Source organism: Thalassotalea nanhaiensis (assembly GCF_031583575.1).
GTDB classification, from domain to species: domain Bacteria; phylum Pseudomonadota; class Gammaproteobacteria; order Enterobacterales; family Alteromonadaceae; genus Thalassotalea_A; species Thalassotalea_A nanhaiensis.
Window position 1 is genome coordinate 1,914,831 of sequence record NZ_CP134146.1, and the last position, 14,326, is coordinate 1,929,156.

Annotated in this window: 12 protein-coding genes and 2 pseudogenes; 13 read left to right on the forward strand and 1 reads right to left on the reverse strand. The window is 39.1% G+C overall.

All coding sequences use genetic code 11. The features are described from left to right. Nucleotides 1–8: 8 nt before the first annotated feature. A complete protein-coding gene (locus RI845_RS08425; RefSeq protein WP_348389294.1) occupies nt 9–1,298 on the reverse strand; it encodes a citrate synthase in 1,290 nt (429 codons plus the stop codon). Between the two features lie 494 nt (nt 1,299–1,792). Between RI845_RS08425 and sdhC the strand changes: the two genes are divergently transcribed. The 13 genes and pseudogenes from sdhC to RI845_RS08490 all read left to right on the forward strand — a co-directional run bounded on the left by sdhC (nt 1,793) and on the right by RI845_RS08490 (nt 14,197). After that, a complete protein-coding gene (gene sdhC / locus RI845_RS08430) occupies nt 1,793–2,167 on the forward strand; it encodes a succinate dehydrogenase, cytochrome b556 subunit (RefSeq protein ID WP_348389295.1) in 375 nt (124 codons plus the stop codon). Next, entirely contained in the window at nt 2,161–2,508 is a 348-nt protein-coding gene (gene sdhD / locus RI845_RS08435) for a succinate dehydrogenase, hydrophobic membrane anchor protein (protein ID WP_348389296.1), read from the forward strand. Before sdhC ends, sdhD begins: the two co-directional genes overlap by 7 nt. Then, nucleotides 2,509–4,281 carry a succinate dehydrogenase flavoprotein subunit gene (gene sdhA / locus RI845_RS08440; protein ID WP_348389297.1) on the forward strand — a complete coding sequence of 591 codons (1,773 nt, stop codon included), beginning with the start codon at nt 2,509–2,511 and terminating at the stop codon, nt 4,279–4,281. A gap of 12 nt (nt 4,282–4,293) precedes the next feature. Beyond that, on the forward strand, nt 4,294–5,004 hold the full coding sequence (locus RI845_RS08445) for a succinate dehydrogenase iron-sulfur subunit (RefSeq protein WP_348389298.1): 711 nt from the start codon (nt 4,294–4,296) through the stop codon (nt 5,002–5,004). Between the two features lie 175 nt (nt 5,005–5,179). Beyond that, nucleotides 5,180–7,987, forward strand: coding sequence for a 2-oxoglutarate dehydrogenase E1 component (locus RI845_RS08450; RefSeq protein ID WP_348389299.1), 2,808 nt, complete (start codon nt 5,180–5,182; stop codon nt 7,985–7,987). 48 nt (nt 7,988–8,035) lie between these two features. Next, nucleotides 8,036–9,508, forward strand: a complete 1,473-nt coding sequence (gene odhB, locus RI845_RS08455) for a 2-oxoglutarate dehydrogenase complex dihydrolipoyllysine-residue succinyltransferase (protein ID WP_348389300.1) — start codon at nt 8,036–8,038, stop codon at nt 9,506–9,508. Between the two features lie 86 nt (nt 9,509–9,594). Further along, nucleotides 9,595–9,754 (forward strand): annotated as a pseudogene (locus RI845_RS08460) (2-oxo acid dehydrogenase subunit E2); the annotation flags it as partial. Between the two features lie 86 nt (nt 9,755–9,840). Continuing rightward, nucleotides 9,841–10,000: pseudogene (locus RI845_RS08465) on the forward strand (2-oxo acid dehydrogenase subunit E2); the annotation flags it as partial. 355 nt (nt 10,001–10,355) lie between these two features. Then, entirely contained in the window at nt 10,356–11,522 is a 1,167-nt protein-coding gene (sucC, locus tag RI845_RS08470; protein WP_348389301.1) for an ADP-forming succinate--CoA ligase subunit beta, read from the forward strand. Further along, the gene (sucD, locus tag RI845_RS08475; RefSeq protein WP_348389302.1) at nt 11,522–12,394 is read left to right on the forward strand and encodes a succinate--CoA ligase subunit alpha; all 873 of its coding nucleotides are present in this window, start codon (nt 11,522–11,524) and stop codon (nt 12,392–12,394) included. Before sucC ends, sucD begins: the two co-directional genes overlap by 1 nt. Nucleotides 12,395–12,472: 78 nt before the next feature. Then, entirely contained in the window at nt 12,473–12,730 is a 258-nt protein-coding gene (locus tag RI845_RS08480; RefSeq protein WP_348389303.1) for a DUF2999 family protein, read from the forward strand. 148 nt (nt 12,731–12,878) lie between these two features. Next, nucleotides 12,879–13,721: a hypothetical protein gene (locus RI845_RS08485; protein ID WP_348389304.1), complete on the forward strand. Its 843-nt coding sequence runs from the start codon at nt 12,879–12,881 to the stop codon at nt 13,719–13,721. Beyond that, nucleotides 13,721–14,197, forward strand: a complete 477-nt coding sequence (locus RI845_RS08490) for a pilin (protein ID WP_348389305.1) — start codon at nt 13,721–13,723, stop codon at nt 14,195–14,197. The genes RI845_RS08485 and RI845_RS08490 overlap by 1 nt, the downstream gene beginning before the upstream one ends. The last annotated feature ends 129 nt before the right edge of the window (nt 14,198–14,326 follow it).

Sequence of the window (14,326 nt, forward strand, 5' to 3'; positions counted from 1 at the left end):
GAATCTTCTTACTTATGAGAAGCAAGAGGAGTAAATTCTTTATTTAACTCGCCAGTGTAGTTTTGACGTGGACGACCAATTTTTTGGCCCGGTTGAGTTAACATCTCATCCCAGTGTGCACACCAACCAACAGTACGTGACATAGCAAAGATTACTGTGAACATGCTTGTTGGAATACCAATGGCTTTTAAAATGATACCTGAGTAGAAATCTACGTTAGGGTATAATTTTTTCTCTACAAAGTAAGGGTCTTCCAACGCTACTTTTTCAAGAGCCATAGCTACATCTAATAATGGATCTTCTACACCTAGCTCAGATAATACTTGATGACAAGTTTCACGCATTACTGTTGCACGTGGGTCGAAGTTTTTATAAACACGGTGACCAAAGCCCATTAAACGGAACGGGTCAGCTTTATCTTTTGCTTTAGCAACAAATTCATCAACACGATCAACACTGCCAATTTCTTCAAGCATAGTTAAACATGCTTCATTTGCACCGCCGTGAGCTGGGCCCCAAAGTGAAGCAACACCTGCAGCGATACAAGCATATGGGTTTGCGCCAGATGAACCAGCTAAACGAACTGTTGATGTTGAAGCATTTTGCTCGTGATCAGCATGAAGGATAAAAATACGATCCATTGCTTTTGCAAGCGTAGGGCTTACTTTATAGTCTTCTGCTGGTACAGAGAACATCATATGTAAAAAGTTTTCAGCGTAAGATAAATCATTACGAGGGTAAACAAATGGCTGGCCAATACTGTATTTATAAGCCATTGCCGCAATAGTAGGCATTTTAGCAACTAAACGGTGTGCACAGCGTTTACGTTGTTCTGCATCAGTAATATCTAAATCTGAATGATAGAACGATGATAAAGCACCAACAACACCACAAACCATAGCCATTGGGTGAGCATCGTGCATAAAACCACGGAAAAAGTTAGCTAGCTTTTCGTGTACCATAGTGTGGTTAGTAATGATGTTTACAAAATCATTGTACTCTTCTTGGCTAGGTGCATGACCATTAAGAAGAACGTAACAAACTTCTAGATAATCAGCATTGTTAGCTAAATCATCAATAGCATAACCACGGTGTTGTAAAATACCTTTACCACCATCAATAAATGTAATTTCTGATTCACAAGACGCTGTCGCTAAAAATCCAGGGTCATAAGTAAAGTAGCCATTGCTGCCTAAGGTACGAATATCGATAACGTCGTTGCCAGCAGTACCTGATAAAATTGGTAATTCTGTGATCTCTTTGCCATTAATGCTCAGAGTGGCTTTATTCTCAGCCATAGTTCTTCCTCTTATCTGTATTTATAGTTATAAGTTTCATGTGTATGTGTGCTTTTAAAAAATAAAGCAAGCAAACTTAATCTTTGCAATTGTATTCAAATACAGATGATAAACATTAATGTAAATCAAATGTTGTGAAAACTTAGTCACTATTCATGAATATAAAATTGCCCGTATTCTACTCTAAGTATGGGGTAGGAAGTCAATTTAAAACTTTACAAGTTGAAAGAAAATAATACTTTTGGATGATATTTGTGCTAAATGACAACAAAGTGTAATAAAACCTTCGTTAAAATTGTAATTAAATATGTAGGGCTATATAATTCCCCCCGATCTTTTACGGCTGTAAGGTTTTCTACTAATATTGCCATAATAGATAATTAAAAATAAAAACTTTTACTAAAGTAGAGTATCTTTTCGTTTTCTTATTATGGAAAATAAAAAGCTACAATAAATAACAATAGTTTGATACATAACTTTTTAGGCAAAGAACTGTGAAAAAACAAAGACCTGTAAATCTTGATTTATCTACAATCAATTTACCGGCAGCTGGTAAAGCCTCTATTCTACATCGCATAAGTGGTGTAATGATGTTTTTCGCTGTAGGTATTTTAATTTGGACCCTTTCAGTATCTCTTTCTTCCGAAGCCGGTTTTAACTCGGTCAAGGAATGTTTAGATGGTGGATTCTTTAAATTCATCATGTGGGGCATTATCTCTGCTCTAACTTATCACTTTGTTGGCGGTATCCGTCACTTAATAATGGATCTAGGTCATCTAGAAGAGAAAGGTTCGGGGCAAACTAGTGCCAAGTTCGTAATCGCTCTTTGGATCATATTATCTGTAGTAGCAGGAGTTTGGTTATGGTAGGCAATATCGCAACTTTAGGTCGCAACGGTGTTCATGATTTTATCTTGATCCGCGCCAGCGCAATTGTTTTAGCTTTATATAGCATCTTTATGATGTGTTTCTTTATTTGTACTCCTGAAGTTACCTATGAAGCTTGGTCAGGTTTGTTTGCAAACCTTGGCATGAAAATTTTTACAATACTTGCTGTTATAGCAGTACTTTTCCATGCATGGATTGGTATTTGGCAGGTATTAACAGACTACGTTAAAAACGTTAAGTTACGTGGTTTCTTACAATTTATTTTTACTATTACGCTATTCGTATATGTTTTAGCTGTACTATTAACAGTGTGGGGTGTTTAAGTGAACAACGTTCCAGTTCGTGAATTTGATGCCGTAGTAATCGGCGCTGGTGGTGCAGGTATGCGTGCCGCCTTAGCAATTAGTGAATCAGGTCAATCTTGTGCCTTGATTTCAAAAGTTTTCCCAACTCGTTCTCATACGGTATCTGCGCAAGGTGGTATCACTGTTGCACTAGGTAACGCGCATGAAGATCATTGGGAACAACACATGTACGATACCGTTAAAGGCTCTGATTTTATCGGTGACCAAGACGCAATCGAATACATGTGTAAAACCGGTCCAGAAGCAATTATTGAATTAGAGAAAATGGGTTTACCGTTCTCTCGTACGGAAGAAGGTAAAATTTACCAACGTCCATTCGGTGGTCAATCTAAAAACTTTGGTGGCGAACAGGCGGCTCGTACAGCAGCTGCAGCTGACCGTACAGGTCATGCTCTTCTTCACTGTTTATACCAACAGAACGTTAAAAACAAAACTAACGTATTTTCTGAATGGTATGCATTAGATTTAGTTAAAAACGATGACGGTAACGTTGTTGGTTGTACTGCCGTTTGTATTGAAACTGGTGAAGTTGTTTACTTCAAGTCTCGTGCAACAGTATTAGCAACTGGTGGTGCTGGTCGAATTTTTGCATCAACAACTAATGCTCACATTAACACTGGTGACGGTGTTGGTATGTCACTTCGCGCTGGCGTACAAATGCAAGATATGGAAATGTGGCAGTTCCACCCAACCGGTATTGCTGGTGCAGGTGTACTAGTTACTGAAGGTTGTCGTGGTGAAGGTGGTTACCTTCTTAATAAAGACGGCGAACGCTTCATGGAGCGTTATGCTCCTAATGCTAAAGATTTAGCAGGTCGTGACGTTGTTGCTCGTTCAATGATGACTGAGATTCGTGAAGGTCGCGGTCTTGACCATCCACAATTTGGTAAGCACATTCAACTGAAACTTGATCACTTAGGTCGTGAGACTCTTTACAAGCGTCTACCTGGTGTGTGTGATTTATCGAAAACATTTGCTCACATTGATCCTGCTGAAGCACCAATTCCAGTTATTCCTACATGTCACTACCAAATGGGTGGTGTACCTTGTAACGTTAACGGTCAAGCATTATCAATTGCTGCTGATGGCACTGAGACTGTTGTTGAAGGTTTATTTGCTGTTGGTGAAATTGCTTGTGTATCTGTACATGGTGCGAACCGCTTAGGTGGTAACTCATTACTTGATTTAGTGGTATTTGGCCGTGCAGCGGGTAACTTCTTAGGTACTTACCTAAATGATACGCAAAGCGGTAAAGATGCATCACAATCTGATTTAGACGCAGCCCTTGCTCGTTATAATCGTTGGGAAGGTAGTGAGAAGGGCGAAGATCCTACTCAAATCCGCAAAGATCTACAAAACTGTATGCAAATGAACTTCTCGGTATTCCGTGAAGGCGAAGCTATGGCGCAAGGCATGAAAGAGTTAACGGAAATTCGTGAACGCTTGCAACATGCTAAATTAGATGACAAGTCTTCTGAATTTAACACACAGCGTATTGAGTGTTTAGAGTTAGATAACTTAATGGAAACTGCTTTCTGTTCAGCTAAAGCTGCAAACTTCCGTACAGAATCTCGTGGTGCTCATGCCCGTCAAGATTTCACTGAACGTGATGATGCAAATTGGTTATGTCACTCAATTTACTCTCCTGGAAATGAAGAGATGAGTAAGCGTGATGTAAACATGGAACCAGTACACCGTGATGCTTTCCCTCCGAAAGCTAGAACTTACTAAGGAGTTGTTGACATGAATCAGAAGTTTTCAATTTATCGCTACAACCCTGATGTTGACGCAAAACCATACATGAAAGAATACTCTCTGGAAGTTCCAGAAGGATCTGACATGATGGTACTAGACGCTCTTATTTTATTAAAAGAGCAAGACTCTACATTATCTTTCCGTCGTTCATGTCGTGAAGGTGTTTGTGGTAGTGATGGTTTAAACATGAATGGTAAAAATGGCTTAGCGTGTATTACGCCATTATCAGATGTTAAAGCTAAAGTTATTGTTTTACGTCCATTACCGGGTTTACCGGTAGTGCGTGACTTAATTATTGATATGACTCAGTTCTATAATCAATATGAAAAAATTAAGCCATACTTAATTAACGATGGTCAAAACCCACCAGCTCGTGAACATCTTCAATCAATTGAGGAGCGTGACAAGCTTGATGGTTTATACGAGTGTATTTTATGTGCTTGTTGTTCAACATCTTGTCCATCTTTCTGGTGGAACCCAGACAAATTTATCGGACCTGCAGGTTTATTACATGCTTATCGTTTCCTTATCGATAGCCGTGATACTGCAACCGATGAGCGTTTAGACAACTTACAAGACGCATACAGCGTTTTCCGTTGTCACGGCATCATGAACTGTGTTGACGTATGTCCTAAAGGGTTAAACCCTACTAAGGCCATTGGTTCAATCAAATCAATGTTGCTACAAAGAGCGGTATAACTAAATACACTAATAGTTAGTTATCATAGCTAATTATTATAAGGTATATCGCCAGACCCATTTTATGGGTCTGGCATTTTAGTTTTACTAGGTTGATCAATAACAATTTTTTAACCAAATATAGACAGCGGTTATACGTTATTGGTTTTGTTGCTGTTATCCATAGGAACAGGCAATGCCCGAAGGTGCAATGAAGGCTTGGTTAGAGTCTTCCCATTTCAGCGGAAATAACGCTGAATATATTGAAGAGTTATACGAATCATATCTTGAAAATGCTCATTCTGTATCAGATGAGTGGCGCAAGGTATTTGATGAACTTGAGAAAGTTGATGGTGTTGAAATTGAAACGAATCACACCGTGGTTCGCAACGAATTTCGTCAACTTGCTAAAGAAGGTGTTAAACATGTAACTGTTGGCTCTGAGTCAGACGCTAAGCAGGTACGAGTGTTACAACTGATTAATGCTTATAGATTTCGCGGTCATCAAAACGCAAATCTTGATCCATTAGGAATTTGGAAACGTGAACGCGTTCGTGATCTTGAGTTGACCCACCACGATTTATCTAAATCTGAATTTGATAAAGAATTTAACGTTGGTTCATTAGCCGTAGGCGTTGAATCAATGAAACTAGGTGATATTTATAAAACGTTAGAGAAAACTTATTGTGGCTCTATCGGTGCAGAATATATGCACATCACCTCTACAACTGAAAAGCGTTGGTTACAACAACGTTTAGAATCAGTGCAATCGCAAGCTAATTTCAGTAAAGAACAGAAAACTGAAATATTAAAAGACTTGATTGCTGCTGATGGCCTAGAAAAATACTTAGGCGCAAAATTTCCAGGTGCTAAACGATTCTCATTAGAAGGCGGCGACAGCTTAGTTCCAATGTTAAAGCAGTTAATTACGCGCGCTGGCGAACATGGCACTAAAGAAGTTGTACTTGGTATGGCTCACCGTGGCCGTTTAAACGTACTAGTTAATGTTATGGGTAAAAACCCTAGCAAACTGTTTGATGAATTCGCTGGTAAGGTCGATCAAATCGGCTCAGGTGATGTTAAGTACCATCAAGGTTACTCATCTGACTTTGTTACCCCTGGTGGTAATGTACATTTAGCGTTAGCGTTTAACCCATCTCACCTTGAGATTGTTAACCCTGTGGTTATTGGTTCAGTACGTGCCCGTTTAGACCGTCGTGATTGTGATAAAGGTGACTTAGTATTACCAATCACTATTCATGGTGACTCAGCAATTGCTGGTCAAGGTGTTGTGCAAGAAACATTTAATATGTCACAAGCACGTGCATACAAGGTTGGCGGTACAATTCGAGTTGTAGTGAACAACCAAGTTGGTTTTACCACGTCTAAACCTGAAGATACACGCTCAACAGAGTACTGTACGGATATCGCTAAGATGGTACAGGCGCCAATTTTACATGTGAATGGTGATGATCCTGAAGCGGTAATTTTAGCCACTCAGGTTGCCCTTGATTATCGCAACACGTTTAAGCGTGATGTAGTGATTGACTTAGTGTGTTATCGCCGCCATGGTCATAACGAAGCTGATGAGCCAAATGCTACTCAGCCATTAATGTATCAAAAAATTAAAACTCATCCGACTCCTCGTCAAATGTACGCTGATCAATTAGATGCTGAGCGAACTATTAGCAGCGCAGAATCTAAAGAGTTGGTTGAATATTACCGTAAACTTCTTGATGAAGGCCAATGTACCGTAGACCAATGGCGACCAATGACTGAGCATTCAGTTGATTGGACACCGTTTATTGGTCATGACTGGGACGATGACTACGACCATCAAATAGATGTTAATAAATTGAAGTCCTTAGCGACGAGTATTAGCACCTATCCAGAAGAGCATAAATTACAATCACGTGTTAAGAAAATATACGATGATCGTAAAAAAATGGCTGCAGGCGAGAAATTACTTGATTGGGGTATGGCAGAAAACTTAGCTTATGCTTCAATTGTTGATTCTGGTGAACGCGTACGTATTACCGGACAAGATGCTGGTCGAGGAACGTTCTTCCATCGCCATTCTGTACTTCATAATCAAGAAGATGCGTCAACTTACATGCCTTTACAGAACCTTAGTAAAGAGCAGGGACCATTTGAAGTATACGATTCAGTATTATCTGAAGTTGCAGTATTAGCCTTTGAATACGGTTACACCACGGCAGAGCCAAGTGGCTTAACCATTTGGGAAGCTCAGTTTGGTGATTTTGCCAACGGTGCCCAAGTGGTATTTGACCAATTTATTTCTTCTGGCGAACAAAAATGGGGCCGTTTATGTGGCTTAACTATTTTGTTACCGCACGGTTATGAAGGTCAAGGTCCAGAGCATTCATCGGCTCGATTAGAGCGTTTTTTACAGTTATGTGCAGATCACAACATGCAAGTATGTGTGCCTTCTACTCCGGCGCAAGTATTTAATATGTTACGTCGCCAAGTGGTACGCCCAATGCGTCGTCCATTAATTGTAATGTCGCCTAAATCATTACTTCGTCATCCTTTAGCGGTTTCTTCATTAGAAGAGTTAGCTGATGGAACTTATCACAATGTGATTGGTGAAATTGATGAGTTAAATGCTAAGGATGTTACACGTGTTGTTATGTGTTCAGGTAAGGTTTACTACGAACTATTAGAGCAACGCCGTAAGAATGATCAGAAAGACGTAGCAATTGTTCGTATTGAGCAATTATATCCGTTCCCTGAAGCAGAATTGAAAGACGTTATCGCACAATATCCAAACGCAAAAGATTTCGTTTGGTGTCAAGAAGAGCCTCAAAACCAAGGCGCATGGTACTGCAGTCAACACCATTTCCGCAGTGTCTTGCCAACAGGGGCTACTTTGACTTATGCCGGTCGCACAGCGTCAGCAGCACCTGCATGTGGCTATATGTCTTTGCATGTAAAAGAACAGCAAGCATTAGTGAATGATGCGTTAACTATTAACAAAGCCTAACTTAAGAAAAGTTAGGTAATTTGAATTTAAGATTTCTAAGGAATAAAAATGACAACTGAAATTAAGGTTCCAGTTTTACCAGAATCAGTTGCTGACGCAACGGTAGCTACATGGCATGTACAAGTAGGCGATTCAGTAACACGTGATCAAATATTAGTGGATATTGAAACTGATAAAGTAGTATTAGAAGTAGTCGCGCTTGAAGATGGCGTAATTTCTGCAATCAACGAAGAAGAAGGTGCTACGGTACTGGGAGAGCAAGTGATTGGTGTTATTGGTGCTAGCGATGTAAAAGCAGCGCCTGCGGCTAAAAAATCTACCGATGCAGCTCCTACTGCAGCTGCTAAAGTAATTGATATTAACGTACCTGTATTGCCAGAATCTGTTGCAGATGCAACGGTTTCTACTTGGCATGTTAGCGAAGGTGAAACAGTAAGCCGCGATCAAAATCTTGTTGATATTGAAACTGACAAAGTTGTACTTGAAGTTGTAGCTCAAGAAGATGGTGTAATTGGTAAAATTATCCACGCTGAAGGCGATACTGTATTAGGCGATCAAACCATTGGTCATTTAAATGCAGGTGCAGTTACTGCACCAGTTGCTGCAGCAAGTGAAGACACTGCTGGTGACGACGTTGCTAGCCCATCGGTACGTCGTTTATTAACTGAAAATGGCTTAACTGCAGCACAAGTTAAAGGTACTGGCAAAGGCGGTCGTATTTCTAAAGAAGACGTTGAAGCACACCTAAGTGCTGCTAAAGCACCTAAGGCTGCTCCTAAAGCCGCTCCTGCACCTTCTGCTCCAGTTGTTGCCCAAGGCGAGCGTAGTCAAAAACGTGTTCCTATGACGCGCTTACGTAAAACGATTGCTAACCGTTTATTAGAAGCTAAGAACTCAACGGCAATGCTTACGACGTTTAACGAAGTAAACATGAAGCCAATCATGGATCTTCGTGCTCAATATAAAGATTTGTTCGAGAAAACTCATGATACTCGTTTAGGCTTTATGTCTTTCTACGTAAAAGCGGTTACTGAAGCGCTTAAACGCTACCCAGCTGTTAATGCATCAATTGATGGCGATGATATTGTATATCACAACTTCTTCGACATTAGCATTGCGGTTTCTACTCCTCGTGGTCTAGTGACTCCAGTACTTCGTGACGCTGACCAATTAGGTATGGCTGGTATTGAAAACGGCATCCGTGATTTAGCGATTAAAGGTCGTGATGGCAAGTTAACAATGGATGAAATGACTGGTGGTAACTTTACTATTACTAACGGCGGTGTATTTGGTTCATTAATTTCAACGCCTATTCTAAACTTACCGCAAGCGGCAATTTTAGGTATGCACAAAATCCAAGACAGACCTATGGCTGTTAACGGTAAAGTTGAAATCTTACCAATGATGTATTTAGCATTATCTTACGATCACCGTCTTATCGATGGTAAAGAGTCAGTTGGTTTCTTAGTAACTATCAAAGAGTTACTTGAAGATCCAGCTCGTCTTCTTTTAGATATCTAATCTAAAAAATGATTAATAGAAAGCCGCTTTTTATAGCGGCTTTTTTATGTCTGGATTTTGACAAATCCAAGGCAGAACTCAAAAGGGCTGTTAACGGCAAAGTTGAAATCTTACCAATGATGTATTTAGCATTATCTTACGATCACCGTTGCTCATACATGTATTAACGGTAAAGAGTCAGTTGGTTTCCTAGTAACTATCAAAGAGTTACTTGAAGATCCAGCTCGTCTTCTTTTAGATATCTAATCTAAAAAATGATTAATAGAAAGCCGCTTTTTATAGCGGCTTTTTTATGTCTGGATTTTGACAAATCCAAGGCAGAACTCAAAAGGGCTGTTAACGGCAAAGTTGAAATCTTACCAATGATGTATTTAGCATTATCTTACGATCACCGTTGCTCATACATGTATTAACGGTAAAGAGTCAGTTGGTTTCCTAGTAACTATCAAAGAGTTACTTGAAGATCCAGCTCGTCTTCTTTTAGATATCTAATCTAAAAAATGATTAATAGAAAGCCGCTTTTTATAGCGGCTTTTTTGTATATGGATTTCAAAGTGAATTATCGTCATCTCGCTCCTCTCTCGGGGATAACGGCGGAATTTATCTAGTTAAATATTTACTTGAAACTTTTTTATCTTAGACTAAAGTTTTAGAGGCTAAAAACCGCATATTTACTGCTTTTTTAGGTCATTTGTAATTATTCGTCATGAATGTGTGACAGAGGGCTTTAATCAGCTTGCTTTTCACTATATAATCACGGCAAATTTATAACAGGTTAGTGTATTTACTCAGTAATTTAACTGGTTAAGCACATTAGCTCCATTTCAAAAAGCAATTGGGAAACATCATGAATTTACATGAGTATCAAGCGAAACAATTATTCGCTGAATATGGTTTACCGGTTTCTGAAGGTTTCGCTTGCGATACACCTCAAGAAGCTGCAGAAGCTGCGGACAAAATCGGCGGAGACATGTGGGTTGTTAAAACTCAGGTTCACGCTGGTGGTCGCGGTAAAGCTGGTGGCGTAAAGCTAGTTAAAACTAAAGAAGAAATCAAAGAGTTTGCACAAAACTGGTTAGGTAAAAACTTAGTTACTTACCAAACAGATGCAAACGGTCAGCCGGTTTCAAAAATTTTAGTTGAAAGCTGTACAGATATCGCCAACGAATTATACCTAGGTGCAGTTGTTGACCGTGGTACTCGCAAAGTTGTTTTCATGGCATCTACCGAAGGTGGTGTTGAGATTGAAACTGTTGCTGAAGAAACTCCTGAGTTAATTCACAAAGCAGAAATCGATCCACTTGTAGGCCCTCAAGCTTACCAAGCACGTGAGTTAGGTTTTAAATTAGGTTTAAACCCTACTCAAATGAAGCAATTTGTTAAGATCTTTATGGGTCTTGGTAAAATGTTCAACGATTTTGATTTCGCATTATTAGAAATCAACCCATTAGTTATTACTGATGAAGGTAACCTTCACTGTTTAGACGGCAAAATCGGTATCGATGGTAATGCTTTATACCGTCAACCTAAAATCCGTGAAATGCACGATCCATCTCAAGAAGATGAGCGCGAAGCGCACGCTGCACAGTGGGAATTAAACTACGTAGCCCTAGACGGAAACGTTGGTTGTATGGTTAACGGTGCCGGCCTTGCAATGGGTACTATGGATATCGTTAACTTACACGGCGGCAAGCCAGCTAACTTCTTAGATGTTGGTGGTGGAGCTACTAAAGAACGTGTTGCTGAAGCATTTAAAATCATTCTTTCTGACGACAACGTTAAAGCTGTTTTAGTTAACATCTTTGGTGGTATCGTTCGTTGTGACATGATCGCTGAAGGTATCATTGATGCAGTTAAAGAAGTAGGCGTTAAAGTTCCAGTTGTTGTACGTTTAGAAGGTACTAACGCTGAAGCTGGTCGTGAAGTATTAGCAAGCTCTGATGTAAACATCATCGCTGCTGAATCATTAACTGATGCTGCACAAAAAGTTGTAGCTGCTGCGGAGGCTAAATAATGTCTGTATTAATTAACAAAGACACTAAAGTAATCTGTCAAGGTTTCACTGGCGGTCAAGGTACGTTCCACTCTGAGCAAGCAATTGCTTACGGTACGCAAATGGTTGGTGGTGTATCACCAGGCAAAGGCGGTCAAGAACATTTAGGCCTACCAGTATTCAATACAGTACGTGATGCTGTTGAAGCAACTGGCGCAACTGCTACTGTTATCTACGTTCCAGCACCTTTCTGTAAAGATGCTATTTTGGAAGCTATCGATGCTGGTATCGAATTAATCGTTACTATCACTGAAGGTATTCCTACGTTAGATATGGTTGATGTGAAAGTTAAACTTGAACAATCTGGTGCCCGAATGATCGGTCCTAACTGTCCAGGTGTTATCACTCCAGGCGAAACAAAAATTGGTATCATGCCAGGTCACATTCACTTACCAGGTAAAGTAGGTATCGTTTCTCGCTCTGGTACTCTTACGTACGAAGCCGTTAAACAAACTACTGATGCAGGTTTCGGCCAATCTACATGTGTAGGTATTGGTGGTGACCCTATCCCAGGTACTAACTTCATCGACGTTTTAGAAATGTTCGAAAACGATCCACAAACTGAAGCAATCGTAATGATTGGTGAAATTGGTGGTACTGCTGAAGAAGAAGCTGCTGAATACATCAAAGCTAACGTTACTAAACCTGTTGTATCTTACATTGCTGGTGTTACTGCACCAGAAGGTAAGCGTATGGGTCACGCTGGCGCAATCATCGCTGGTGGTAAAGGTACTGCTGACGAGAAATTTGCTGCTTTAGAAGCTGCAGGTGTTAAAACAGTTCGCTCTCTAGCTGACATTGGTGTAGCTCTTAAAGAGAAAACAGGTTGGTAATTACCACTTGTTAACACTGTAAAGAGGTCGCGAAAGCGGCCTTTTTTGTATTAACTACTTAATAGAAAGTGACTAAATATGAACCCAATTATTCAATTATTAAAAGATGAAAATATTTCTGATCAACAAATTGCAGATGTATTTAAGCAACTTACTGACAACCCTATGGTAGCAATGGCGATTATCAGCCAAATGGGGATTGCTCAAGATAAACTTCAGCAACTTATGATGCAGGTAATGACCAATCCGCAATTAATCCAAGATGCGGTTGCAGAATTAGGTCTTGATATGGATGCTGCTTTACAAGCAAAAGATAAATTCCAGCAACAGCAGTAATTCCAATAAACCTACTCATTACAATTCCAAGGTCGCATTAGCGGCCTTTTATTTTTACCTTTAAATTTTTCACAAAAAACATTAGTTGCTAAATTTTAAGTGATGAATTAATGTATTTGTCAATTATAACAACAAGATAAATGGAATTATGAGTTGGTCCCACTTCCACTTTAAATGTAGATTTTTAACCCAAAAGCTTGAGCAGGGTTATTCACCAAAGCAAGCAATTAAAGAGTTGGATGCATTTGATGTATCTGCTCTTTTTAGTAAAGATAAACTCATTGGTGCTCCGGCACGATTATTTCAAGAAATTTTACTCATTAACGACAGTGAAAAATTATTAAAGTGTTTGCATAATTATAATGCAGTTGACATGGATGAGATCAGCTTTAACGAATCGACAATAGTTAAACAGCAGCAGAAAATAAACTATATGGTTGCTTTAGCTGTTGTTTATTTTACCGTTGGTTCAATATTTAAAGTATTTGTCTTACCTAGTTTTAACAAAATTTATCAACTATTTGACAATGAATTAGACTCTAAATTTTTAGCGTTTGATGCGATTTATGCAACCTCGATATTGGTTTTAACTATATTATTTATTTTGATTTTTATTTTAATACGTAACACTAAAAACTTGGATGAGCAGTTAGTGTCTCGTAAAAGCCTGAAGGGCAGTAAGTTGTTATCAAAAAAATTGAATAGTAACTTAACTCGTCTTAACGAATTGTTATTAGCGCCCATAGATATCGCGCTTGGCAAAAATTCATCTACAATACTTCTCTCTATTTCACAGTTTAATTCACAAAATATAGAACTTTCACATGAATTTAAAGGTTTACTCGTTACTATGAAAAAGAGTATAGAGCCTGACTTCAACAGATTAATTAACCGTTACTTTAACTTTTTACAAATCTCTTTATTTCTAGCCATTGGTTATTTAATCACGGTTATGTACATGCCAATATTTTCATTAGGAGCAATAATATAATGAAACAAAAAGGATTTACTTTAATTGAATTAATGATTGTTGTTGCAATCATAGGTATTTTAGCTTCTGTTGCGTTGCCAAGTTACACCGTTTACATCATGAAGGCGCACATGGCTGAACCGGTGACATATGCAGGAAACTTAAAGCGTCCTATCAATGACTATTACCTCAACAAATTAGCGTTCCCCGTAGATAACGCACAAAGCGGTTTGCCAGATCCTCTTAAGCTTATGACTAATAAAATTGAAAGTGTCACTGTAGAGAACGGAGCTTTTCATATATTGATGGGGCATGATGCACCGGAACCTCTTAAGGGAAAATATCTTTCTTTTAGACCTGCCGTAGTAGAGGGCAGTGCGATGAGTCCTATTTCCTGGCTCTGTGGTTACGATGAACCGGTGGAAGGTCTTATTGCTCAAGGTGAAAATAAAACGGATATTGATCAAACGTTTTTATCTGGTGATTGTCGAGGTTAAACAACCTTTTACCGTGTTAGCTTTAAATATATTACAAAGGTCGCATTAGCGGCCTTTTTGGTTTTAACATGTTGTAAGCGCTTAAATAGGGGATGTTTCCATTTACCCTTTTGTCCGATATATTAAAAG